25 protein-coding genes are annotated in these 23,719 nt (G+C 71.8%); 6 read left to right on the forward strand and 19 right to left on the reverse strand.

Going from position 1 to position 23,719, the window contains the following annotated elements:
- Window positions 1–7: 7 nt before the first annotated feature.
- From nuoK to IF23_RS0114410, 11 genes are read right to left on the reverse strand one after another with little or no spacing between them, the layout of a single operon-like run.
- The gene (nuoK, locus tag IF23_RS0114360) at window positions 8–307 is read right to left on the reverse strand and encodes an NADH-quinone oxidoreductase subunit NuoK (protein WP_030283548.1); all 300 of its coding nucleotides are present in this window, start codon (window positions 305–307) and stop codon (window positions 8–10) included.
- Entirely contained in the window at window positions 304–1,158 is an 855-nt protein-coding gene (locus IF23_RS0114365) for an NADH-quinone oxidoreductase subunit J (protein ID WP_030283550.1), read from the reverse strand. Before IF23_RS0114365 ends, nuoK begins: the two co-directional genes overlap by 4 nt.
- Window positions 1,155–1,772: an NADH-quinone oxidoreductase subunit NuoI gene (gene nuoI / locus IF23_RS0114370; protein WP_030283552.1), complete on the reverse strand. Its 618-nt coding sequence runs from the start codon at window positions 1,770–1,772 to the stop codon at window positions 1,155–1,157. Before nuoI ends, IF23_RS0114365 begins: the two co-directional genes overlap by 4 nt.
- Window positions 1,765–3,159, reverse strand: coding sequence for an NADH-quinone oxidoreductase subunit NuoH (gene nuoH, locus IF23_RS0114375; protein WP_030283554.1), 1,395 nt, complete (start codon window positions 3,157–3,159; stop codon window positions 1,765–1,767). Before nuoH ends, nuoI begins: the two co-directional genes overlap by 8 nt.
- Window positions 3,156–5,666, reverse strand: coding sequence for an NADH-quinone oxidoreductase subunit G (locus IF23_RS0114380; protein ID WP_030283556.1), 2,511 nt, complete (start codon window positions 5,664–5,666; stop codon window positions 3,156–3,158). The genes nuoH and IF23_RS0114380 overlap by 4 nt, the downstream gene beginning before the upstream one ends.
- A complete protein-coding gene (nuoF, locus tag IF23_RS0114385) occupies window positions 5,663–7,018 on the reverse strand; it encodes an NADH-quinone oxidoreductase subunit NuoF (RefSeq protein WP_030283557.1) in 1,356 nt (451 codons plus the stop codon). The genes IF23_RS0114380 and nuoF overlap by 4 nt, the downstream gene beginning before the upstream one ends.
- Window positions 7,018–7,890, reverse strand: a complete 873-nt coding sequence (gene nuoE, locus IF23_RS0114390) for an NADH-quinone oxidoreductase subunit NuoE (RefSeq protein ID WP_030283559.1) — start codon at window positions 7,888–7,890, stop codon at window positions 7,018–7,020. The genes nuoF and nuoE overlap by 1 nt, the downstream gene beginning before the upstream one ends.
- 26 nt (window positions 7,891–7,916) lie before the next feature.
- Window positions 7,917–9,263 carry an NADH-quinone oxidoreductase subunit D gene (locus tag IF23_RS0114395; protein ID WP_030283561.1) on the reverse strand — a complete coding sequence of 449 codons (1,347 nt, stop codon included), beginning with the start codon at window positions 9,261–9,263 and terminating at the stop codon, window positions 7,917–7,919.
- Window positions 9,263–9,985: an NADH-quinone oxidoreductase subunit C gene (locus IF23_RS0114400; RefSeq protein ID WP_030283563.1), complete on the reverse strand. Its 723-nt coding sequence runs from the start codon at window positions 9,983–9,985 to the stop codon at window positions 9,263–9,265. Before IF23_RS0114400 ends, IF23_RS0114395 begins: the two co-directional genes overlap by 1 nt.
- On the reverse strand, window positions 9,982–10,536 hold the full coding sequence (locus IF23_RS0114405) for a NuoB/complex I 20 kDa subunit family protein (protein ID WP_030283565.1): 555 nt from the start codon (window positions 10,534–10,536) through the stop codon (window positions 9,982–9,984). The genes IF23_RS0114400 and IF23_RS0114405 overlap by 4 nt, the downstream gene beginning before the upstream one ends.
- Before the next feature lie 9 nt (window positions 10,537–10,545).
- Entirely contained in the window at window positions 10,546–10,905 is a 360-nt protein-coding gene (locus tag IF23_RS0114410; RefSeq protein WP_030283567.1) for an NADH-quinone oxidoreductase subunit A, read from the reverse strand.
- Window positions 10,906–11,622: 717 nt separating this feature from the next.
- Here IF23_RS0114410 and IF23_RS0114415 point away from each other — a divergent pair.
- A complete protein-coding gene (locus IF23_RS0114415; RefSeq protein ID WP_030283569.1) occupies window positions 11,623–12,462 on the forward strand; it encodes a C40 family peptidase in 840 nt (279 codons plus the stop codon).
- Window positions 12,463–12,870: 408 nt separating this feature from the next.
- Window positions 12,871–13,785 (forward strand): hypothetical protein, encoded by a 915-nt coding sequence (locus IF23_RS0114420; RefSeq protein ID WP_030283570.1) that lies wholly within the window; start codon window positions 12,871–12,873, stop codon window positions 13,783–13,785.
- 117 nt (window positions 13,786–13,902) lie between these two features.
- On the opposite strand, the gene IF23_RS0114425 is transcribed toward IF23_RS0114420, so the two are convergent.
- Together IF23_RS0114425 and IF23_RS0114430 are read right to left on the reverse strand one after the other, a co-directional pair.
- Window positions 13,903–14,142: a hypothetical protein gene (locus IF23_RS0114425; RefSeq protein ID WP_051739565.1), complete on the reverse strand. Its 240-nt coding sequence runs from the start codon at window positions 14,140–14,142 to the stop codon at window positions 13,903–13,905.
- A 157-nt stretch (window positions 14,143–14,299) separates the two neighbouring features.
- Complete coding sequence (locus IF23_RS0114430; protein ID WP_051739566.1) at window positions 14,300–15,619, reverse strand: geranylgeranyl reductase family protein; 1,320 nt, start codon at window positions 15,617–15,619, stop codon at window positions 14,300–14,302.
- A gap of 121 nt (window positions 15,620–15,740) precedes the next feature.
- Here IF23_RS0114430 and IF23_RS0114435 point away from each other — a divergent pair, with 121 nt between their 5' ends.
- Window positions 15,741–16,259: a GNAT family N-acetyltransferase gene (locus IF23_RS0114435; protein ID WP_030283576.1), complete on the forward strand. Its 519-nt coding sequence runs from the start codon at window positions 15,741–15,743 to the stop codon at window positions 16,257–16,259.
- Window positions 16,260–16,314: 55 nt separating this feature from the next.
- On the opposite strand, the gene IF23_RS0114440 is transcribed toward IF23_RS0114435, so the two are convergent.
- The 4 genes from IF23_RS0114440 to IF23_RS0114455 form a co-directional block, all read right to left on the reverse strand.
- Complete coding sequence (locus tag IF23_RS0114440) at window positions 16,315–17,013, reverse strand: demethylmenaquinone methyltransferase (RefSeq protein WP_030283578.1); 699 nt, start codon at window positions 17,011–17,013, stop codon at window positions 16,315–16,317.
- Window positions 17,014–17,087: 74 nt separating this feature from the next.
- Window positions 17,088–17,687, reverse strand: a complete 600-nt coding sequence (locus IF23_RS0114445) for a hypothetical protein (RefSeq protein ID WP_030283581.1) — start codon at window positions 17,685–17,687, stop codon at window positions 17,088–17,090.
- 7 nt (window positions 17,688–17,694) lie between these two features.
- Window positions 17,695–18,894 carry a cyclic dehypoxanthinyl futalosine synthase gene (mqnC, locus tag IF23_RS0114450; RefSeq protein ID WP_030283583.1) on the reverse strand — a complete coding sequence of 400 codons (1,200 nt, stop codon included), beginning with the start codon at window positions 18,892–18,894 and terminating at the stop codon, window positions 17,695–17,697.
- Between the two features lie 182 nt (window positions 18,895–19,076).
- A complete protein-coding gene (locus IF23_RS0114455; RefSeq protein ID WP_078653972.1) occupies window positions 19,077–19,967 on the reverse strand; it encodes a menaquinone biosynthetic enzyme MqnA/MqnD family protein in 891 nt (296 codons plus the stop codon).
- A gap of 270 nt (window positions 19,968–20,237) precedes the next feature.
- Between IF23_RS0114455 and IF23_RS0114460 the strand changes: the two genes are divergently transcribed.
- A complete protein-coding gene (locus IF23_RS0114460; protein ID WP_003984261.1) occupies window positions 20,238–20,441 on the forward strand; it encodes a cold-shock protein in 204 nt (67 codons plus the stop codon).
- A 528-nt stretch (window positions 20,442–20,969) separates the two neighbouring features.
- Here IF23_RS0114460 and IF23_RS0114465 read toward each other — a convergent pair.
- Window positions 20,970–21,215 (reverse strand): superinfection immunity protein, encoded by a 246-nt coding sequence (locus tag IF23_RS0114465; protein WP_245654979.1) that lies wholly within the window; start codon window positions 21,213–21,215, stop codon window positions 20,970–20,972.
- A 230-nt stretch (window positions 21,216–21,445) separates the two neighbouring features.
- Here IF23_RS0114465 and IF23_RS0114470 point away from each other — a divergent pair, with 230 nt between their 5' ends.
- Both IF23_RS0114470 and lysA read left to right on the forward strand, forming a co-directional pair.
- Window positions 21,446–21,796, forward strand: coding sequence for an SAV_915 family protein (locus tag IF23_RS0114470; RefSeq protein ID WP_030283589.1), 351 nt, complete (start codon window positions 21,446–21,448; stop codon window positions 21,794–21,796).
- Between the two features lie 11 nt (window positions 21,797–21,807).
- Window positions 21,808–23,142, forward strand: coding sequence for a diaminopimelate decarboxylase (lysA, locus tag IF23_RS0114475; protein WP_030283592.1), 1,335 nt, complete (start codon window positions 21,808–21,810; stop codon window positions 23,140–23,142).
- 67 nt (window positions 23,143–23,209) lie between these two features.
- Here lysA and IF23_RS0114480 read toward each other — a convergent pair whose 3' ends face one another.
- Complete coding sequence (locus IF23_RS0114480; RefSeq protein WP_037678180.1) at window positions 23,210–23,689, reverse strand: DUF5990 family protein; 480 nt, start codon at window positions 23,687–23,689, stop codon at window positions 23,210–23,212.
- Window positions 23,690–23,719: the final 30 nt, after the last annotated feature.

The raw sequence follows: 23,719 nt of genomic DNA on the forward strand, positions 1-23,719 counted from the left end.
CGACCCCTTACAGCTTCATCAGGCTGGCGTCGTCGACCGAGGCCGTATGACGGGTGCGGAAGATCGTCACGATGATCGCCAGCCCGACGACGACCTCGGCTGCGGCGACGACCATCGTGAAGAAGGCGATGATCTGGCCGTCGAGATTGCCGTGCAGACGGGAGAAGGTGACGAAGGCGAGGTTGCAGGCGTTGAGCATCAGCTCGATGCACATGAACACCACGATGGCGTTCCGCCTGATCAGCACGCCTGCCGCGCCGATGGTGAACAACAGGGCGGCGAGGTAGAGGTAGTAGACCGGGTTCATTTTCCGGCTTCCTCCTTCGGTGCCGCCGGTGTGGTGGTCGGGGCGGCCGGGGACTCGGAGCCGCCGCGGCCGAGCCACTCCTGCGACCGCTGCTCCAGGGCCTTCAGCTCGGCGAGGGCTTCCTGGGAGACGTCACGGATCTGGCCGCGCTCGCGGAGCGTCGGGTTGACGGTCAGCTCGGACGGGGTGCCGTCGGGCAGCAGGCCCGGGATGTCGACGGCGTTGTGGCGGGCGTAGACACCCGGAGCCGGGAGGGGCGTCACCTGCTTGCCGTCCTTGATGCGGGCGAGCGACTGCTCCCGCTGGGACGGGGTGCGCTCGGTGCGCTCGCGGTGGGTGAGGACCATCGCGCCGACGGCGGCGGTGATCAGCAGGGCGCCGGTGACCTCGAAGGCGAAGACGTACTTGGTGAAGATCAGGGCGGCCAGCCCCTGGACGTTGCCCCCGGCGTTGGCGTCGCCGAGGCCGTTGAACTCCTTCAGCGAGGCGTTGCCGATACCGGCGATGAGGAGGATGCCGAAGCCGACGCCCAGCCCGGCGGCCAGCCAGCGCTGGCCCTTCAGCGTCTCCTTGAGGGAGTCCGCGGCGGTGACACCGACGAGCATCACGACGAAGAGGAAGAGCATCATGATCGCGCCGGTGTAGACGACGATCTGGACGACGCCGAGGAAGTAGGCGCCGTTGGCGAGGTAGAAGACCGCCAGGACGATCATGGTGCCGGCGAGCGAGAGGGCGCTGTGGACGGCGCGCTTCATCAGGATCGTGCAGAGCGCGCCGACGACGGCGACGGTGCCGAGGATCCAGAATTGCACGGCCTCGCCGGTGGAGGCCGCGGCGGCGAGGGAGTTCATCGTTCGATCACCTCCGGGGATGCCGGTTCGTTCTCCCCGGTGGTGTGGGCCGCTTCCTGGGGCATCTCGCCCTTGCTGTGGGCGGTCTGACGGACCGTGCCGGGGGCGGCCTCGGTGACGAGGCCCCTGTAGTAGTCCTTCTCCGTCATCCCGGGGAAGATCGCGTGCGGGGTGTCGACCATGGTGTCCTCCAGGCCCGCGAGCAGCTCCTCCTTGGTGTAGATGAGCGATTCACGGGACCTGTCGGCGAGTTCGTACTCGTTGGTCATGGTCAGCGCGCGGGTCGGGCACGCCTCCACGCACAGGCCGCACAGGATGCAGCGCAGGTAGTTGATCTGGTAGACGCGGCCGTAGCGCTCGCCCGGGGAGTAGCGCTCCTCGTCGGTGTTGTCGGCGCCCTCGACGTAGATGGCGTCGGCGGGGCAGGCCCAGGCGCACAGCTCGCAGCCGACGCATTTCTCCAGGCCGTCCGGGTGGCGGTTGAGCTGATGGCGGCCGTGGAAGCGGGGCGCCGTCGGCTTCTTCTCCTCCGGGTACTGCTCGGTCAGCCGCTTCTTGAACATGGCCTTGAAGGTCACGCCGAAGCCGGCCACAGGGTTCTGGAACTCAGGCACCGTCGCCCCCCTTTCCGTCCGTTCCCTCAACGTCACTGACAGTGTCCACCCGACCACTGACAATCAACTCGCGCTCCTGGCGCGGCCGTCGGCGCGGCACCGGCGGCACCTCCTGTCCGGGCAGCGGCGGGACGGGGAAACCGCCCGCCATCGGGTCGAAGGCGCCGTCCTCCGCACCGTCCGGCTCCTTGCCGTCCGGGGCGGAGCCGCGCCGGAAGAAGTCCACGACCAGGGAGATCAACAGCAGGGCGACGGCGGCTCCGGCGACGTACAGGACGATCTGCTGGAAGTCGTGGCCCTCGTTCTTCAGGGCGCGGACGGTGGCGACGAGCATCAGCCAGAGCAGCGAGACCGGGATCAGGACCTTCCAGCCCAGCTTCATGAACTGGTCGTAGCGGACCCGGGGCAGCGTGCCGCGCAGCCAGATGAAGAAGAACAGCAGCAGCTGCACCTTGAGGGTGAACCACAGCAGCGGCCACCAGCCGTGGTTGGCGCCCTCCCAGAACGTGGAGATCGGCCACGGGGCGCGCCAGCCGCCGAGGAAGAGGGTGATGGCGACCGCCGAGACGGTGACCATGTTGATGTACTCGGCGAGCATGAACATCGCGAACTTGATGGACGAGTACTCGGTGTTGAAGCCGCCGACGAGGTCGCCCTCGGACTCCGGCATGTCGAACGGCGCCCGGTTGGTCTCCCCGACCATCGCGACGATGTAGATGATGAACGACACCGGCAGCAACAGCACGTACCAGCGGCTCTGCTGCGACTCCACGATCGTCGACGTCGACATCGAACCGGAGTAGAGGAAGACCGCCGCGAAGGACATGCCCATCGCGATCTCGTACGAGATCATCTGCGCGCACGAGCGGAGCCCGCCGAGCAGCGGATACGTCGAGCCGGACGACCAACCCGCCAGGACGATGCCGTAGATGCCGACGGAGGCGGTGGCCAGGATGTAGAGGATGCCGATCGGCAGATCGGTCAGCTGCATCGGGGTGCGGTGGCCGAAGATGGAGATCTCGTTGCCCGCGGGGCCGAAGGGGATCACCGCGATGGCCATGAAGGCGGGGATCGCGGCGACGACCGGCGCGAGGATGTAGACCGCCTTGTCCGCCCGCTTGACGACCAGGTCCTCCTTGAGCATCAGCTTGATGCCGTCGGCGAGGGACTGGAGCATCCCCCACGGACCGTGCCGGTTGGGGCCGATGCGCAGCTGCATCCAGGCGACGACCTTGCGCTCCCAGACGATGGAGAACAGCACGGTCAGCATCAGGAAGGCGAAGCAGAAGACCGCCTTGATGACGATCAGCCACCACGGGTCGCGGCCGAACATCGACAGGTCTTCCTGGGCCAGCGCCGTGGTGCCGAGGGCGAGTTGCGGCATCATGCGTCCACCTCCTCGGCCGTCGCCGGGGCTCCGGGGACGGCGGCGATCGTGACCGGTTCGCCGGGGCGCGCGCCGGTGTCGGCCGCCACGCCACCGCCGGTGGAGTTCAGCGGCAGCCAGACGACCCGGTCGGGCATCGGCGTGATGTGCAGCGGCAGTTCGACGGTGCCCGCCGGTCCGGTGACCGCCAGCAGCGCGCCCTCGGCGACGCCGGTCTCCCGCGCGGTGGCGGCGGAGAGCCGCGCCGCGGGCGGTCGGCGGGTGCCGGTCAGCGCCTCGTCGCCGTCCTGGAGCTTCCCCTGGTCGAGCAGGAGGCGGTGCCCGGCGAGCACCGCCTCACCCGGCTCGGGGCGCGGCACCGGGCGGCCGGTCGCCAGCGGGTCGGCGGCGTACGGGCCGGGGCGCCCGCCGAAACGGTCCAGCTCCCGGCGGACGGCGTGCACATCGGGCAGCCCCAGCGGCGTACCGAGCGCATCGGCCAGCATGTGGAGGACCCGGGCGTCGGCCTGGAGGTGGCGCCGGGTCATCTGGTCCGGTTTGAGCGCCGCCTCGAACATCCGGGCCCGGCCCTCCCAGTTGAGGAAGGTGCCGTCCTTCTCGACGACGGCGGCCACGGGGAGGACGACGTCGGCGCGGTCGGTGACGGCGGACGGCCGCAGCTCCAGGCTGACCAGGAAGCCGACGGCGTCGAGGGCGGCGGTGGCGCGGGCCGGGTCCGGCAGGTCGGCGACCTCCACGCCGCCGACGAGCAGGGCGCCCAACGCGCCGGTGGCCGCCGCCTCGACGATCTCGCCGGTGGCGCGGCCGGACCCGGACGGCAGCTCGGCCACGCCCCAGATCGCGGCGGTCTCCTCACGGGCCCGCGGGTCGGTGGCGGGGCGGCCGCCGGGCAGCAGCCCGGGCAGGGCGCCCGCCTCGACGGCGCCGCGCTCCCCGGCGCGCCGCGGGATCCACACCAGGCGGGCGCCGGTGGCGGTGGCCAGGCGGACCGCGGCGGTCAGCGCGCCGGGCACGGTGGCGAGGCGTTCGCCGACGACGAGGACGGCGCCCTCCGCCCGCAGCGCCTCGGCCGCCTCGCGCCCGTCGCCGTCGAGACCGACGCCCCCGGCGAGCGCGTCGAGCCATTCGGTCTCGGTGCCGGGGGCGGCGGGCAGCAGCGTGCCGCCGGTCTTGAGCAGCCCGCGGGTGGCGTACGGGGCGAGCCCGTAGGTGTGCTGGCCGCGCTTGCGGTGCGCCTTGCGCAGCCGCAGGAAGACGCCGGGCGCCTCCTCCTCCGCCTCGATCCCGGCGAGCAGGACGGCGGGCGCCTGCTCCAGCGCGGTGTACGTGACACCGCCCCCGTCGAGGTCGAGCCCGCGCCCGGCGACCCGGGAGGCCAGGAACTCGGCCTCCTCCGCGCTGTGCGGGCGGGCCCGGAAGTCGACGTCGTGGGTGCCGAGGACGGTGCGGGCGAACTTGGCGTACGCGTAGGCGTCCTCGACGGTGAGGCGGCCGCCGGTCAGCACGCCGGTGCGGCCGTGGGCTGTGGCGAGACCGCGGGCGGCGGCGGCCAGCGCCTCGGGCCAGCTGGCGGGCTCCAGCTCACCGGTGTCGGCGTTGCGGACGAAGGGGCTCTCCAGCCGGTCGCGCTGCTGCGCGTACCGGAAGGCGAAGCGGCCCTTGTCGCAGATCCACTCCTCGTTGACCTCCGGGTCGTCGGCGGCCAGTCGGCGCATGACCTTGCCGCGGCGGTGGTCGGTGCGGGTGGCGCAGCCCCCGGCGCAGTGCTCGCAGACGCTCGGCGACGACACCAGGTCGAAGGGGCGGGAGCGGAAGCGGTAGGCGGCGGAGGTGAGGGCGCCGACCGGGCAGATCTGGATGGTGTTGCCGGAGAAGTACGAGACGAACGGGTCGCCGTCGCCGGTGCCGACCTGCTGGAGGGCGCCGCGCTCGATCAGCTCGATCATCGGGTCACCGGCGATCTGGTTGCTGAAGCGGGTGCAGCGGGCGCACAGCACACAGCGTTCCCGGTCGAGCAGGACCTGCGGGGAGATCGCGACCGGCTTCTCGTACGTCCGCTTGCGGCCCTCGAACCGGCTCTCCGGGTCGCCGACCTGCATCGCCTGGTTCTGCAGCGGGCATTCGCCGCCCTTGTCGCAGACCGGGCAGTCCAGCGGGTGGTTGATGAGCAGCAGCTCCATGACGCCGCGCTGGGCCTTCTCGGCGACCGGCGAGGTCAGCTGCGTCCGGACGACCATGCCCTCGGTGCAGGTGATGGTGCAGGAGGCCATCGGCTTGCGCTGGCCCTCGACCTCGACGATGCACTGACGGCAGGCGCCCGCCGGGTCGAGCAGCGGGTGGTCGCAGAAGCGCGGGATCTCGATGCCGAGGAGTTCGGCGGCGCGGATGACCAGCGTCCCCTTGGGGACGGAGAGCTGCACGCCGTCGATCGTCAGCGTGACGAGGTCCTCGGGCGGTTTCGCCGCCTCGCCGCCCCCGTCGTGGGGGGCGTTCGTGGTGACGGTCATGCGTTCACCCCCAGGTGAGCGTCGTTGTCGGCCCAGGCGGTCGACCTGGCGGGATCGAAGGGGCAGCCCCTGCCGTTCAGGTGCTGCTCGTACTCCTCACGGAAGTACTTGAGGGAGGAGAAGATCGGCGAGGCGGCGCCGTCACCGAGGGCGCAGAACGACTTGCCGTTGATGTTGTCGGCGATGTCGTTGAGTTTGTCGAGATCGCCCGCCCGCCCCTTGCCCGCCTCGATGTCGCGGAGCAGTTGGACGAGCCAGTAGGTGCCCTCCCGGCAGGGGGTGCACTTGCCGCAGGACTCGTGGGCGTAGAACTCCGTCCAGCGGGTGACCGCGCGGACCACGCAGGTGGTCTCGTCGAAGCACTGGAGCGCCTTGGTGCCGAGCATCGATCCGGCGGCGCCGACGCCCTCGTAGTCGAGGGGGACGTCGAGGTGCTCCTCGGTGAACATCGGGGTGGAGGAGCCGCCCGGCGTCCAGAACTTCAGGCGGTGGCCGGGGCGCATCCCGCCGCTCATGTCGAGGAGTTGGCGCAGCGTGATGCCGAGCGGCGCCTCGTACTGGCCGGGGCTCGCGACATGGCCACTGAGGGAGTAGAGCGTGAAGCCGGGCGACTTCTCGCTGCCCATCGAACGGAACCAGTCCTTGCCGCGGTGGACGAGGGCGGGAACCGACGCGATGGACTCGACGTTGTTCACCACGGTGGGGCAGGCGTACAGGCCCTCCACCGCGGGGAAGGGAGGGCGCAGCCGGGGCTGTCCGCGACGGCCCTCCAGCGAGTCGAGCAGCGCGGTCTCCTCACCACAGATGTACGCACCGGCACCGGCGTGCACGGTGACGTCCACATCGAGACCGGAGCCGAGGATGTCCGTGCCGAGGTAGCCCGCCGCGTACGCCTCGCGGACCGCCTCGTGCAGACGGCGCAGGACGGGGACGACCTCGCCGCGCAGATAGATGAAGGCGTGCTGGGAGCGGATCGCGTGGCAGGCGATCACGATGCCCTCGATGAGGGAGTGCGGGTTGGCGAAGAGGAGGGGGATGTCCTTGCAGGTGCCCGGTTCGGATTCGTCGGCGTTGACGACGAGGTAGTGCGGTTTGCCGTCGCCCTGCGGGATGAACTGCCATTTCATGCCGGTGGGGAAGCCCGCGCCGCCGCGTCCGCGCAGTCCGGCGTCCTTGATGTACGCGATGACGTCGTCGGGGGCCATGGCGAGGGCCTTGCGGAGACCTTCGTAGCCGTCGTGGCGGCGGTAGGTGTCCAGGGTCCAGGAGCCGGGCTGGTCCCAGAAGGCGGAGAGCACCGGCGCGAGGAGTTTCTGCGGGCTGGTTTCGTCGACCTCGGCTGCCACCGTCATCACTTCCCCTCCTCGGCTTCGGGTCCGGCCGGGTGCCGCTCGTCGGAGGCCGAGGTCTGCTGGGGCGCGTCGTGGGAGCTGGGGTGCGCCGGGGACGCCTGCTCGCCGGGGGCGCCCGACGGCGGTTCGCCGGGCGGGTGTTCGCCGGGGTGCTCGCCGCCGTCGGCGGTGGCGCGCGGGGCGATGACGTGGTCGGCGCCGCGGCCCGGTGCCGCCTCGCCCTTCGCCAGGCGGAGCCCGATGAGGGAGGCGGGCCCGGCGCCGCCGGTGGCCTCGACGGCGCCGGGGCGCGTGTCGGGGAATCCGGCGAGGATCCGGGAGGTCTCCTTGAAGGTGCAGAGCGGGGCGCCGCGGGTGGGTTCGACGGTGCGTCCGGCGCGCAGGTCGTCGACGAGGCGCTGGGCGGACTGCGGCGTCTGGTTGTCGAAGAACTCCCAGTTCACCATCACGACGGGCGCGTAGTCGCAGGCGGCGTTGCACTCGATGTGTTCGAGGGTGACGGCGCCGTCCTCGGTGGTCTCGCCGTTGCCGATGCCCAGATGCTCCTGGAGCTGCTCGAAGATGGCGTCGCCGCCCATCACCGCGCAGAGCGTGTTGGTGCAGACGCCGACCTGGTAGTCGCCGCCGTCCGCGCGCCGGTACATGGAGTAGAAGGTGGCGACGGCGGTGACCTCGGCGGTGGTCAGCCCGAGCCGGTCGGCGCAGAAGCGGATGCCGGTGCGGGTGACGTGCCCCTCCTCCGCCTGGACGAGGTGGAGCAGCGGCAGCAGCGCGGAGCGGGAGCCGGGGTAGCGGGCGATCACCTCCGCGGCGTCGGTCTCCAACCGGGTGCGGACGTCGTCCGGGTAGTCGGGGGCGGGGAGCGAGGGCATGCCCAGGCTCGTCGCAGCGTTCTCGGTCACCGGTCGACGCCTCCCATCACGGGGTCGATGGATGCGACGGCGACGATGACGTCGGCGACCTGGCCGCCTTCGCACATGGCCGCCATGGCCTGCAGGTTGGTGAAGGACGGATCGCGGAAGTGCACGCGGTAGGGGCGGGTGCCGCCGTCGCTGACGGCGTGCACGCCCAGTTCGCCCTTGGGGGACTCCACGGCGGCGTACGCCTGGCCCGGGGGGACCCGGAAGCCCTCGGTGACCAGCTTGAAGTGGTGGATGAGGGCTTCCATCGAGGTGCCCATGATCTTCTTGATGTGGTCGAGGCTGTTGCCCAGACCGTCCGGCCCGAGGGCGAGCTGCGCGGGCCAGGCGATCTTCTTGTCGGCGACCATCACGGGCCCGGGCTCCAGCCGGTCCAGGCACTGTTCGACGATCCGCAGCGACTGGCGCATCTCTTCCAGCCGGATCAGGAAGCGGCCGTAGGCGTCGCAGGTGTCGGCGGTCGGCACCTCGAAGTCGTAGGTCTCGTAACCGCAGTACGGCTGGGTCTTGCGCAGGTCGTGCGGGAGACCGGCGGCGCGGAGGATGGGGCCGGTGGCGCCGGTGGCGAGGCAACCGGCGAGGTCGAGGTGGCCGATGCCCTCCATGCGGCCCTTGAACACCGGGTTGCCGCTGGCGAGTTTGTCGTACTCGGGGAGGTTCTTCCGCATCTTCTTGACGAAGGCGCGGACCTGGTCGACGGCGCCGGGCGGGAGGTCCTGGGCGAGGCCGCCGGGGCGGATGTACGCGTGGTTCATCCGCAGGCCGGTGATCAACTCGTAGAGGTCGAGGACGAGTTCCCGGTCGCGGAAGCCGTAGATCATGATGGTGGTGGCGCCCAGCTCCATGCCGCCGGTGGCGATGGCCACGAGGTGGGAGGAGAGGCGGTTGAGCTCCATCAGCATCACGCGGATGACGGTGGCCCGGTCGGGGACCTGGTCGGTGATGCCGAGGAGTTTCTCCACCGCGAGGCAGTACGCCGTCTCGTTGAAGAACGGCGTCAGATAGTCCATGCGCGTGACGAACGTCGTGCCCTGGGTCCAGGTCCGGTATTCGAGGTTCTTCTCGATGCCGGTGTGGAGGTAGCCGATGCCGCAGCGGGCCTCGGTGACGGTCTCGCCGTCGATCTCCAGGATGAGCCGCAGCACGCCGTGCGTGGAGGGGTGCTGGGGGCCCATGTTGACGATGAGGCGTTCGTCGTCGGACGCGGCGGCGGCCGTCGCGATCTCGTCCCAGTCGCCGCCGGTGACGGTGTAGACGGCGCCCTCGGTCGTCTCGCGCGGCCCGGGGGCGGCGGACGCTTCGGCGGGGGAAGGGGAAGGAGTCATCAGCTGTACGACCTCCGCTGGTCGGGAGCCGGGATCTGGGCGCCCTTGTACTCGACGGGGATGCCGCCGAGCGGGTAGTCCTTGCGCTGCGGGAAGCCCTGCCAGTCGTCGGGCATCATGATCCGGGTGAGCGCCGGGTGGCCGTCGAAGACCAGGCCGAAGAAGTCGTACGCCTCGCGCTCGTGCCAGTCGTTGGTCGGGTAGACGTCGACGACCGACGGGATGTGCGGGTCGGCGTCGGGGGCCGAGACCTCCACCCGGATCAGCCGGTTGTGGGTGAGCGAGCGCAGGTGGTAGACGGCGTGCAGCTCGCGGCCCTTGTCGTCGGGGAAGTGGACGGCGCTGACGCCGGTGCACAGTTCGAAGCGGAGCGCGGGGTCGTCGCGGAGGGTGCGGGCGACGACCGGGAGGTACTCCCGCTCGATGTGGAAGGTCAGCTCGTCGCGGTCGACGACGGTCTTGTCGATGACGGTGGCGGGGACCAGGCCCTGTTCCTCCAGGGCGCCCTCCAACTCGTCGGCGACCTCGTCGAACCAGCCGCCGTAGGGCCGGGAGCTGGCGCCGGGCAGCCGTACGGTGCGGACCAGCCCGCCGTAGCCGGAGGTGTCGCCGCCGCCCGCGGCGCCGAACATGCCGCGGCGGGTGGCGATCAGGTCGCCGGTGTCGTCGCGCTGGGCCGGGACGTTCTGGCCGGGCGCGTTGGGGTCGTCCTGCTCGCTCACCGCAGCAGTCCCTTCATCTCGATCGTCGGGAGTGCCTTGAGCGCGGCTTCCTCCGCCTCACGGGCCGCCTGCCGCTGATTGACGCCGAGCTTGGTCTCCTGGATCTTCTGGTGGAGCTTGAGGATGGAATCCATCAGCATCTCGGGGCGCGGCGGGCATCCCGGCAAATAGATGTCAACAGGGACAATATGATCGACACCCTGAACAATGGCGTAGTTGTTGAACATCCCGCCCGACGAGGCGCAAACCCCCATGGAGATCACCCACTTGGGGTTCGGCATCTGGTCGTAGACCTGCCGCAGCACCGGCGCCATCTTCTGGCTGACCCGACCGGCCACGATCATCAGATCGGCCTGGCGCGGGGAGCCGCGGAAGACCTCCATGCCGAAGCGGGCGAGGTCGTAACGGCCGGCGCCGGTCGTCATCATCTCGATGGCGCAGCAGGCGAGCCCGAAGGTGGCGGGGAAGACGGAGGATTTGCGCACCCAGCCCGCGGCCTGTTCGACGGTGGTCAGCAGAAAGCCGCTGGGCAGCTTCTCTTCAAGTCCCATGGGTGACCCCTAGTCCCATTCCAGGCCGCCGCGACGCCATACATAGGCGTAGGCGACGAAGACGGTGAGCGCGAAGAGGAGCATCTCGACGAGCCCGAAAATCCCCAGGGCGTCGAAGGTGACGGCCCAGGGGTAGAGGAAGACGATCTCGATGTCGAAGACGATGAAGAGCATCGCCGTCAGGTAGTACTTGATCGGGAAGCGACCGCCGCCGGCCGGCTGCGGGGTCGGCTCGATTCCGCATTCGTACGCTTCGAGCTTGGCCCGGTTGTAGCGCCTGGGTCCGACGAGCGTGGCCATCACGACGGAGAAGATCGCAAAGCCTGCCCCGAGGGCTCCCAGTACGAGGATGGGCGCATAGGCGTTCACCGTCCTCGCTCCCTTCAGTCGACGATGACTGGATGGCGGTCCGCCCGGGCTCGCCCCACAGAGATCGTGCGCATGTGAGGCAGTTCACAAGCCCGGACCGCCTGCATCCTATGCCCGTCCTCCTGTGATCTGCGACACGGGGTACACCAACGCCTTTGTGATCTCCACCACCTGACGAAGGATCATGAAGTCGGATGAGCGGTGATCTACGCACGTGAAGCGCGCGAGTGATCACGAGAGGTGACATTCATATGGGTTACCGCTGGTCAAAGCGACTGCGTCACTATCAAGACAGTGGCCGCACAAGCAAATTGGTGCTGGACACGGTCAACTGCTATAAGCCGCACGGCCGGTGGCGTGACCGTCCCGTGATCCGCTCGTGATCGGCCGTACGTGCACGCCTTCACGAGCGCCGGGGCGCGGTCGGATCACGGGAACATAACGGGCACTCACGAGTGAGCTATCCCACGCGGTTTCGCGCCATAACTCCTTGACCGCCGGGAAGCCTTGGCGTGGCGCCCGTAGAGGTGATAGGCCCTCCGGCGCACCCGCAGCGGCCGTAAAAGCCGTGCGTAGGTGCATGATCGCGATTTTCGGACACCGTTCGAGCGAGATCACACACGGCAATAAGTCCGCTTTGTTCACCATGGACGCGTCAAGTGTGGCGCAGGCCACCTTTGTTGGCAGCAACCTGTGACTCTTGATAGCCGTGGTGCCATGTCCCCGAACGCACTCATACCCAGCCACCGGAAGCCCCGCCGTTCCGCGTCCTCGCGGGCCCTGCGTGCGGGCGTGACCGGTGGCTTCCTCACCCTCGCGGTGACCGGCGCGACCGTTCCGGCCAACGCCGCCGACAAGCCGGTGGCCGAGACCCAGGAACTGCCGACCATCACGACGGCGCTCACCGTCGACCTCGCCGAGAGCGCCGACGCGACCCAGCAGGTCGCCGAGGTGTACGAGCGTCAGGCCGCGCAGGACCGGGCGGTGTCGAACGCCGCCAAGGCCGCGAAGAAGGACAAGGCCGAGGCCGAGAAGAAGGCCGCCGAGGCGAAGAAGAAGGCGGCGGAGGCCAAGAAGAAGGCCGCCGAGGTCCTCGAAACCCGCGCCTCCCGCTCCGCCGACCGCACCAGCCTGACGGGTGGTGACTCCTCGGACTCCGGCTCCACCGGCTCCGGCGACTCCACCCCCTCCACCGGTGCCACCGGCTCCACCGCCACGCTGCTCTCCTTCCTCCGCGCCCAGGTCGGCAAGGCGTACGTCATGGGCGCCACCGGCCCCTCCGCGTACGACTGCTCCGGCCTCACCCAGGCCGCGTTCCGCCAGATCGGCATCGAGCTGCCGCGCGTCTCGCAGTCGCAGTCGACCGCCGGTACCCAGGTCGGTCTGGGCAACCTCCAGGTCGGCGACATCCTCTACTGGGGCAGCGCGGGCAGCGCCTACCACGTGGGGGTCTACGTCGGGAACGGCAACTTCATCGGCGCCCAGAACTCCAGCACCGGCGTGGTCGAGCGCCCGCTCAGCTACGACCAGCCCACCGGTGCCGTCCGCGTCCTCTGAGACCGGCACCTCCCGCGGAGCACGCCCCGTCCGTGACGCCCACCGGCACCCACTCCCGCCGGTGGACCGCCGTCACCCTTCCTGACGGGCCGACCGCTCCGTAACGCGTCCCTCGGGGCCGCTCCTCCCACCGCTCGGGAGGGGCGGCCCTTCGGCGTGTGCGGACGGCGGTCCGCCGCGACCGTGCGCCGTGCGCCGCCCGGCGGACGGCAACGGGCGGCGCACCCGGGGGACGTTGCCCGGGCACACCGCCCGTTCGGCCCACGGGCGCCCCTCCCCCGCACCGCTCCACGTGCGCCCCGGCCGGGGCTCGGCTGACATGGCTACGGAAGCGGGCCCGGCGCACCGGCGGTGTGCGGGGCCCGGGCGCCCGACCGGGCGCTTCCCGAGCCGTCCCAGGAGGACCGCATGTCCCGCGCCGCGCGCACCCTGGCCGCCTCCGCGCTCGGCGCGGCCGCCGTCGCCCTCACCGGCCCGGCGGCCGCGGCCACGCCCGCGCGGACCATAGCCGCCGACGCCGCCATATCCCGGGCGGTCGCCTCCGCCGACGGGCCGTCCGCCTCCGTCAGCCCGGCGACCGTACGCCGCGGCCGGTCCGTCACCGTGGCGGTGACCTGCGCGGTCCGTGACGAGGAGCGGATGCCGCGGAACATCAGCGGCGAGGGGCGGGTGCTGCGGGACGGCACCGTCACCCTGGAGCGCCAGGGGAACACCGGCACCTACCGGGGCGCGGCGCAGACCGCTCCCCGGGTGCCGCTGGGCCTCGGGCCGATCGACGAGGCCGCCGCCGCGCGGGCCGACGCCCGGGCGGCGTGGGCGATCGAGGGCGTCTGCCCGGACAGCGCGCCCTGGAGCGTCACCGTACGGACCACCGTCGCGGACCACACCCCGGCGCGCGCCCCGTCCGGTGCGCCGTCCACCGCGCCGCACACCACCCCGTCCGGTCCGCCCGCCGGGAACGCCCCGGCGCCCGGTGGCCCGGGCCGTGAACTCCCGCGCCCCGAGGGGCAGCACGCGAAGAGGCCGGGCCCGAACGGCCCGGCCTCCGGGAGCCCGGACGCGGCACGCCCCGGCGCCTCACGCCCCGGCGCCCCGCACGGGCCGGTGGCCGCCGGTGGCGGCGGTGCGGCGGAGCACCGTCCGACGACCGAGGTGCGCTTCGCGGAGCTGGCGCGGATCACCGCCGGGGACCGGAGCGCCGCCACCCTGCTGGCGGCGGGCGGCGCGGTCCTCGCGGCGACCGCGGCCGGCGGATATCTGCTGGCCCGCCGCCGGGAGCGGGGCGCCGCCGGACGCCCCGGCGGCGGGACGGCGCGCCCCTGACGGACCGTCCCCGGGCGCCGCGGCCGATCTCACGGCGCGCCGCCGGGGGCGGCGCCCGGGCTCACCGGACGGCTCCCGGTGCCCCGGCGCGGCCCGCCACCGGTCGCTCCGCCGCGGTCACGGGGCGCTGCCCGCGCCCTGCCGGTTCCGCTCGTACGTGCTGTGCAGCGCGCAGCGGCGGAGGGCGGCGGCGAGCTGCCGTGCCACCTCCGGGGAGCAGCGTCCCAGCTCCACCAGCGGCCGGGGGTCCTCCCCGGCGACCGACGCGGCGTCGAGCCGCAGGGTGGGCAGGACGACACCGACCCCCAGCAGCGCGGCCCGCAGCTCGTCGCGCGCTCCCTCGGCATCCCTGATCATCGCGTCCAACTCATGACCTCACACTCCACGGGCGAATGAATCCCCTCCGTCCTCCCCCCGGCCCGTGCGGACCATGCGTGACCTGCTCGGAAGAGGACGTTCTCGGGGTCAGGCGTACCCGGTGAGGTGACGCGGGCACCGTCCGGCACCCGGCGGTTCACGCCTTCGGGGCGACCTTGCTCAGCCCGTTGATGATGCGGTCCATCGCGTCGCCGCCCGCCGGGTCGGTGAGGTTGGCGAGCATCTTGAGGGTGAAGCGCATCAGCAGCGGGTGGGTCAGGCCGCGCTGGGTGGCGATCTGCATGACCTTCGGGTTGCCGATGAGCTTCACGAACGCGCGGCCCATGGAGTAGTAGCCGCCGTAGGTCTCCTTGAGGACCTTCGGGTAGCGCTCCAGGGCGCGTTCCCGCTGGAGGTAGGTGGCGCGGGCGTGGGCCTGCACGATGACCTCGGCGGCCAGCGCGCCGGACTCCATCGCGTAGGCGATGCCCTCGCCGTTGAACGGGTTGACGAGCCCGCCCGCGTCGCCGACCAGCAGCAGGCCGCGGGTGTAGTGCGGCTGGCGGTTGAAGGCCATCGGCAGGGCCGCGCCGCGGATCGTCGTCGTCATGTTCTCGGGGGTGTAGCCCCACTCCTCGGGCATGGAGGCGCACCACGCCTTGAGGATCTCGCGCCAGTCCAGCTCCTTGAAGGCGGACGAGGAGTTGAGGATGCCGAGGCCGACGTTGCTGGTGCCGTCGCCCATGCCGAAGATCCAGCCGTAGCCGGGCAGCAGCCGGTCCTGCTCGCCGCGGCGGTCCCACAGCTCCAGCCAGGACTCCAGGTAGTCGTCGTCGTGGCGCGGCGAGGTGAAGTACGTACGGACCGCGACGCCCATCGGGCGGTCCTCGCGGCGGTGCAGGCCCATCGCGACGGAGAGGCGGGTGGAGTTGCCGTCCGCGGCGACCACCAGCGGCGCGTGGAAGGTGACCGGCGTCTTCTCCTCGCCGAGCTTCGCGTGCACACCGGTGATGCGGCCGGTGAGTTCGTGGACGATCGGGGCGCCGACGTTGCAGCGCTCGTACAGCCGGGCACCGGCCTTCTGCGCCTGGCGGGCGAGCTGTTCGTCGAAGTCGTCGCGCTTGCGGACGAGTCCGTAGTCGGGGAAGGAGGCGAGGTCGGGCCAGTCGAGCTGGAGGCGGGAGCCGCCGCCGATGATGCGCAGGCCCTTGTTCCGCAGCCAGCCCGCCTCCTCGGAGATGTCGATACCCATCGCGACCAGCTGCTTGACGGCGCGCGGCGTCAGGCCGTCGCCGCAGACCTTCTCGCGGGGGAACGCCGTCTTCTCCAGGAGGAGGACGTCGAGTCCGGCCTGGGCGAGGTGGTAGGCGGTCGCGGATCCGGCGGGACCGGCGCCGACGACGATCACATCCGCGCTGTGCTCTGAGCGCCGCTCGGCGGCGGGCGCGGACTCGGTCACGGGCGCGGACTCGGTCACGGGGGATCTCCAGGGAAGTCGATATCTGGATTTCTGCATATCCGGGTGCCGAACGGCACCGGGCATGGGCAGTCTATGGGGGCCTTGGTGATCAGATCCTGAAGGGTTGGCCGTGAAGCCGATGACGAAGACGAGCACGGACGGCGCGCCCCCCGCCGTCGAACTGCGGGTACCCACCGAGGAGGACGCCTGGAACTGGCACCGCGTCTTCGCCCACCCCGAGGTCATGGAGTTCCACGGCGGCGCCCCGGCCGAACTCTCCTTCTACGACGAACTCACCGCCCGCCAGCGCCGTCACCACGCCGAACGCGGCTACTGCCTCTACACCCTGCTCGACCCGGACGGCGCGGTCCTCGGCTTCACCGGCGCCCAGCCGTGGCCGCACGAGGCGTGGGGCCCGGTCGGCGAGATCGAGATCGGCTGGCGGCTGGGGCGCGACCACTGGGGCAAGGGGTACGCGACGGCCGCGGCGCGCGCGGCGCTGGACGACGTCCGGGCGTCCGGCGTCCCCGAGGTCGTCGCGATGATCAACTCCCGGAACGCCCGGTCGATCGCGGTCGCCGAACGGCTCGGCATGCGGCGGGCGGAGACGTACGAGAAGCCGGGGGTCACGGCGTACTGCTACCGGCTGGCGCCGTGAGGCGGGGGTGAACCGCGGCCGGGGCGGGTGTGGTGACCGCCCCGGCCGGTCCGTGTCAGTGCGTGGGGCGGACGCCGCGGTGCAGGGCGACGATGCCGCCGGTGAGGTTGCGCCAGGCCACCTTCGACCAGCCGACGCCCTGGAGGCGGGCGGCGAGCGCGGGCTGGTTGGGCCAGCTGCGGATCGACTCGGCGAGGTAGACGTACGCGTCCGGGTTGCTGCTGACCGCGCGGGCGACCGGCGGCAGCGCGCGCATCAGGTACTCGGTGTAGACGGTGCGGAACGGGCCCCACGTCGGCTCGCTGAACTCGCAGATCACCACGCGGCCGCCGGGCTTGGTGACGCGGTACAGCTCGGCGAGGGCGGCGTCGGTGTCCTGGATGTTGCGCAGGCCGAAGGAGATGGTGACGGCGTCGAACACCTCGTCCGCGAAGGGCAGCTTCGTGCCGTCACCGGCGGTGAACGGCAGCCACGGGTGGCGCTTCTTGCCCTCGCGGAGCATGCCGACGGAGAAGTCGCACGGCACGACATGGGCGCCGGTGCGGGCGAAGGGCAGCGAGGACGTCCCCGTCCCGGCGGCGAGGTCGAGGATGCGCTCGGCGGGCCGCGCGGCGACCGCCCGGTCCACCTCCTTGCGCCACAGCCGGGCCTGCCCCAGGGAGAGCACGTCGTTGGTGAGGTCGTAGCGCGCCGCCACGTCGTCGAACATCGCGGCGACTTCGTGCGGCTGCTTGTCCAGGGATGCTCGGGTCACCCGGCCATTGTCCACCGTCGCCCGACCGCCCCCGGCACCGGGCACGCACCGGGACGGAAGGGGCACCGCGGCGGTCAGCGGCGGCGGTGCACCAGACGGCCGTCGATCACCGTGGCGACGCAGGTGGCGGCGCCGAGCCGGACCAGGGCGGCCCGGTCCGGGACGTCGAACACCGCGAACCGGGCGGGCCCGCCCACCGTCAGCCGCGGCAGCAGGACCAGCGGGGACGGCGAGAAGGACGCCGGGCCCGGCAGGTTCTCCGGACGCTGCCCGACCGCGAGCCGGGCCCGCCGCACCGCGTCCACGACGGCCCGGTGGCGCAGCTCCCCGGCGACGGCGACCGTGCCGTGCGCCAGCAGCCGCTGGATGCCGCGCCGGGCACTGGCACCGCGCCGCGCCGGATCGGCCCGGAAGATCTCCTGCGCGCGCTCCCCGAAGATCGGCGCGGTGCCGAACCGGTCGGCCTCGCGCGGGTCCGGGTGATAGGCGCCTTCGAGCAGCTCGGGCCCGTACGGGTTGAGCAGCCCCGGGGTGAGGATGCCGGGCCACCGCCGCACCCGCGCGGCGGGACGGGCGGCGGCCAGCTCCTCGTACGGGCCGACGGCGGCGACGGACGCGCCGTCGACCAGGACCGCGGCCTGCGGGGAGGACTCGGCGACGTGAAGCGTCAGCACCGCGGGCTCAGTTGGCCTCGACGAGCTTCAGCTCGGGGTGGGCGGTGCCGCCCTCGATCGCGGTGGACGAGATGTGCGAGGCGACGCGCTCGTCGACCGGGTCGTTCGCCGGGTCGTCGTGGACGGCGAGGTGCTCGTACGTGGTGGCGCGCTGCGCGGGGACGCGGCCCGCCTTGCGGATCAGGTCGATGATCTCCTGGCGGTTGGAGCGGTGCTTGGCACCGGCGGAGGAGACGACGTTCTCCTCCAGCATGATCGAACCGAGGTCGTCGGCGCCGTAGTGGAGCGACAGCTGACCGATCTCCTTGCCGGTGGTCAGCCAGGAGCCCTGGATGTGGGCGACGTTGTCGAGGAAGATCCGCGCGATGGCGATCATCCGCAGGTACTCGAAGAGCGTCGCCTGCGTCCGGCCCTTCAGGTGGTTGTTCTCCGGCTGGTAGGTGTACGGGATGAAGGCGCGGAAGCCGCCCGTACGGTCCTGGACGTCCCGGATCATCCGCAGGTGCTCGATCCGCTCGGCGTTGGTCTCGCCGGTGCCCATCAGCATGGTGGAGGTGGACTCCACACCCAGGTTGTGGGCGATCTCCATGATCTCCAGCCAGCGCTCGCCGGACTCCTTCAGCGGCGCGATGGCCTTACGGGGCCGCTCCGGCAGCAGCTCGGCACCGGCACCGGCGAACGAGTCGAGACCGGCGGCGTGGATCCGGCGGATCGCCTCGTCGACCGACACCTTGGAGATGCGGGCCATGTGCTCGATCTCGGAGGCGCCCAGGGAGTGGATGACCAGCTGCGGGAACGCCTCCTTGATCGCCGAGAAGTGCTTCTCGTAGTACTCGACGCCGTAGTCCGGGTGGTGGCCGCCCTGGAACATGATCTGGGTGCCGCCCAGCTCGACGGTCTCCGCGCAGCGGCGCAGGATGTCGTCGAGGTCGCGGGTCCAGCCCTTCTTCGTGTCCTTCGGCGCCGCGTAGAACGCGCAGAACTTGCAGGCCGTCACGCAGACGTTGGTGTAGTTGATGTTCCGCTCGATGATGTACGTCGCGATGTGCTCGGTGCCCGCGTAGCGGCGGCGGCGTACGGCGTCGGCGGCGCGCCCGAGGGCGTGCAGCGGCGCGGAACGGTAGAGGTCGAGCGCCTCCTCCGGCGTGATGCGGCCGCCCTCGGCGGCGCGGTCGAGTACGGACTGGAGGTCGGCGTTCTCGGTCACCGGAGCGTCCCTTTCGGAGGGGTATTGACGGACCGGCCCAGCCTACGCCAGGGGTCCGGGGCGGCCCGGGGGCCTCCCGCCGGGCGGACGGCGGGAGGCGGACCGGGCGGCGGACGTCCGGGGCGCGCGGCGCCGACGTCAGGGGCGCGCGGCGGTGCGGTGCGCGCCGGTGGCCCGGGCGGTCAGCGGCCCAGGAGGTCCACCGACACATCGGCGGGGAACCCGGTGGTCGGCCCGACCCGGCGGGCGAACTCCGTGACGCCGCGCAGCTGGTCGGGGCCGAAGCGGAAGTCCAGCGTCGTGAAGTACTTCTCCAGGACCGACTCGTCGAAGGACTCCCAGCGGGCGGCCTGCTCGGCGACCTTGGTGACCTCCTCCAGCGACACGTCCCGGGAGGCGAGGAACGCCTCGTGGACCTTCTCCACGACCTCCGGCTCGCGCGCCAGGTAGTCGCGGCGGGTGGCCCAGACGGCGAAGACGAACGGCAGGCCCGTCCACTCCTTCCACATCTGCCCCAGGTCGTGGACCTGGAGGCCGAGCCGGGGACCGTCGTGGAGGTTGGCGCGGAGCGCGGCGTCCCCGATCAGGACGGCGGCGTCCGCCTCCTGCATCATCAGGCCCAGGTCCGGCGGGCAGGTGAAGTAGTCCGGCTTGACGCCGATCCGCTCGGCGAGGAGCAGCTGTGCCAGCCGCACCGAGGTACGCGACGTCGACCCGAGGGCCACCCGGGCGCCGTCCAACTGGTCCAGCGGCTTCTGCGAGACGATCACGCAGGACATCACCGGGCCGTCGCAGCCGACCGCCAGGTCCGGGAAGGCCACGAGGTCGTCGGCGGCGCGCAGGAACTCCACGAGGGTGACCGGGGCGATGTCCAGCTCCCCGCGGACCAGCTGCTCGCTGAGCTTCTCCGGGGTGTCCTTCGTCAGCTCCAGATCCAGCAGCGTGCCCGTACGGGCGAGCCCCCAATAAAGGGGCAGGCAGTTCAGGAACTGGATGTGGCCCACCCGCGGGCGGCTGCGACGGGCCTCGGCAGCGGCTTCGGCGGGGGCGTCTCCAAAGGTTGAATTGTCCACATGCGGAGGCTAGACCCGTGGGTCGGGAACCGGCACGGCGGGGGCGCATATGGCTCCCCGGGCGCCGGATGGGCGCTCCTGACCCCTTCGGGTAAACGTGATCTTTGGCTCTTCCACCGCACGAGCGCACCATGCTACGCTCAGCGCAAGTTGCAGTTTGGTTTCCCTTGCAGTACAGAGCCTGCGGAGCATGTAACCCGCAGGCTTTCGTCGTTTTCAGACTTGTTTCAGGTTCTGGAGCAGGGCAACCCTTTGGCCCAAGGAGGGCTTATGGCTACCGGAACCGTCAAGTGGTTCAACGCTGAAAAGGGCTTCGGCTTCATCGCCCAGGACGGCGGCGGCCCGGATGTCTTCGTCCACTACTCCGCGATCAACGCCTCTGGCTTCCGCTCCCTGGAGGAGAACCAGCAGGTGAACTTCGACGTCACGCAGGGCCCGAAGGGCCCGCAGGCGGAGAACGTCACCCCGGTCTGAGCACCTGGGTCGGCCGGTAACGGCCATTGGTAGGAGTTCTCAAGAGCAGTACCCAAGGAGCCCCGCCCCGCCACTTCGGCGGAGAGTGGGGCTCCTGCTTTTCTGCTTTTCTCGGGTTTCCCGCCATGCGCAACCGGATTTCCGATTCCCCCGCCGAAGCCGCGACAAACAGCGTACAAACCGGGCATGTACCGGACGGAAACGCCAAGGGAAACGGGCGCGGAAACGGATCTGCGGCAAGCGGCCCGACGGCGGAGGATTTCCTGACTCCCGAGTCAGTCAGGACTCGCGTCCGCCCGAATTCCCCTGAGTTCCCAGGGCCCCTTCCGCGTTCCGCGAATCCTCCGGGAGGGTTCCTCCGCCACAGTTCTTCCGCCGGGTCTTTCTGTCAGGACTCCGTCATGATTCCGCCCGCCCGGCACCACCGGCCGGACCGGGCGCCCACGGGCGGGCGGCGGACCGGGCGCCCCGGGACGGAGCCGTCACGCCCCGCGCCCCGGACCGGGAACCGGCGCCCCGCCCACCTCGTCAGGCCGCCGCCCCCTGCTGAACGGCCGGCTTCCGGGTCGCCAGGATGAGAGCGATCACCCAGCCCACGAGCGTGCCCCCGAAGAACACGTTGATCGCCAGCACCAGCCAGCGGTTCTCCACCTCGCGATGGAACGCGACATACGTCGGGATGAAGAAGACCACGAGCGCCAGCACGGCGAGCACGATTGTCAGCCCGATCCCGATATCCCCGAGCACCTTGCACCACACTTCCTGATCGTTCACTGCACTTGACGTGGGCACACCGTACCGGGCGAACAGCAACAGCCGCTCATACGGAGCGCGCCCGGCCACGGACGGCCGCCGCCCCGTCAGCGATCCGCAAGAGCCGGGCCACCCGCCGTCAAGGACGCGTCAGGACGGGCCCGTTGGCCGCCCTGCCCGGGGATACGTTCGGTGCGCCCCCGGCGGCCTCCCCGCGCCCGGGGCCACCCGACACCTCGGAGGACCGACGCATGTGCCTGCACTCGTACGAAGACGACGCCGAGCCGCACGAACCGTCCCCGGCCGGACTGCTCTGCGTACCCGTCCGGCCGGGAGCCACCGGGCCCGCACTCCGCCTGTTCCGCACCCCGCTCGGCGCCCGGACCGCCGTCGGCTTCACCCACCCCGCCCGGCTCGCCGCCACCCTCGGCGCCGCCCAGCCCTGGATCCGGCTCTCCGAGCCCGCGCTCCGCGCCCTCGCCGCCCCGTCCGGCGCCCCGCGGCTGACCGTCGACCCGACGTTCACCGCCCCCCGCGCCACCCCGCCCGCCCGCGCGAACGTCCCGCCGCAGCCCGCCCGGCGCGCCGCCCGGACCGTCTGAGAGGCGCCGCCATGACCACCGCGGTCCTCCCCTCCCTCCCCGCCGACGCCGACGACCTGTCCGTCTGGCCGTCCACCACCACCCGCCTGCCCGACGGCGACCTCGCCGTCGGCGGCGTCCCCCTCACCGAGGCGGCCCGCCGCTTCGAGACCCCCGTCTACGTCCTCGACGAGGCGGAGGTCCGGGCCCGCTGCCGCACCTACCGCGACGCGTTCCCCGACGCCGACGTCCACTACGCCGCCAAGGCGTTCCTCTGCCGCGCCCTGGTCCGCTGGATCGACGAGGAAGGGCTCGGCCTGGACGTCTGCTCGGCCGGAGAGCTGGAACTCGCCGTCGCCGCCGGGTTCGACCCCCGCCGCATCGTGCTGCACGGCAACGCCAAATCCCCCCGCGACCTCGACAGCGCGCTCCGGCTCGGCGTCGGCCGGATCGTCATCGACAGCCCCTCCGAGATCGCCCGCCTCGCCGCCCTCGTCGGCCCCAAGGGCCACCAGAAGGTGATGGTGCGGGTCGTCCCCGGCATCTCCGCCGGGGGCCACGAGAAGATCCGCACCGGCACCGACGGCCAGAAGTTCGGCCTCTCCCTCACCGACGGCTCCGCACAGCACGCCGTCGCCCGCATCCTCGGCCAGCCGCAGCTCCAACTGGTCGGCCTGCACTGCCACATCGGCTCCCAGATCACCTCCGTCCGGCCCTACCTCGCGGCGCTGCGCCGTGTCGTCGGTCTGATGGCCCGGGTCCGCGACGCGCACGGTGTGGTCCTGCCGGAGCTGGACATGGGCGGCGGCCACGGCATCGCCTACCGCCCCGGCGACCCGGCACTCGACCTGACGACGCTGGCCCGGCGGCTGCGCGCCGAACTCGTCGAGAGCTGCGCGGTCGCCGGACTGACCGTGCCCCGCCTGCTCATCGAACCGGGCCGGGCCGTCTCCGGGCCCGCGGGCGTCGCGCTCTACCGGGTCCTCGCCGTCAAGGAGACCGGCGGCCGGACCTTCGTCGCCGTCGACGGCGGGATGAGCGACAACCCGCGCCCGGCGCTGTACGGCGTGCGGTACGCGCCCCGGCTCGTCGGGCGCCGCCCCGAGGCCGCCGTACGGCCCACCACGGTCGTCGGACGGCACTGCGAGGCGGGCGACATCCTCGCCGCCGACGTCCCGCTCCCCGCCGACCTCCACCCCGGCGACCTGCTGGCCGTCCCCGTCGCCGGGGCGTACCAGCTGTCGATGGCCTCCGGGTACAACCTCGTGGGGCGCCCCCCGGTGATCGCGGTCCGCGACGGCGCGGCCCGGCTGCTGGTACGGCGGGAGTCCCTGGAGGACGTACAGCGCAGGGATGTGGGGGTGTAGCGCGGGCCGCCGCCCGGCGTCGGGGGGGGCGGCCGGGCGCCAGGCCCCCGGCGCCGCGCCCCCGACGTCACGCCTCCGGCGGTCCGTCCGCCCGCCACCCGATCGCCGGAGGCACCACCCGCCCGCACAGCGGCAGCCCCTCACCGTCGCTGAGGGCGAGCCGCCCCACCAGCACACCCCGCTGCCGCGCCGCCGCGAAAACCTCGGCCGGTACGCCGTCCAGCATCAGCTTGGCGCGGCGGAACACGCAGGGTTCCTCCGTGTCCGGCGGCCGACCGGTCCAGGAGAGGTAGACGAAACGCCCGCCCAGGCGGTTCTGCACATACGGACCGCGCAGCGCCCCGTCCGCCGTGACCGAGCAGGGCACCGTCCACACCGCCGACGGGGCGTCACCGGGCCACGCTCCGAGCAACTCGGCGGGCCGGTCCCGGCGCTGCACCGCGACCTCGACCCCGTCCGCCCCCGGAAAACCGGGCCCGGGCGCACAGCGACGCCCGGGGAGGGTGTGACCTTCGATGCGCAACTCCAGCAGATCCCGCAGAGACATGGGGACAGTGTGGGGTGTGCGGGGGGGGCG

The sequence above is a fragment of the Streptomyces catenulae genome, from assembly GCF_000718015.1.
Lineage (GTDB): Bacteria > Actinomycetota > Actinomycetes > Streptomycetales > Streptomycetaceae > Streptomyces > Streptomyces catenulae.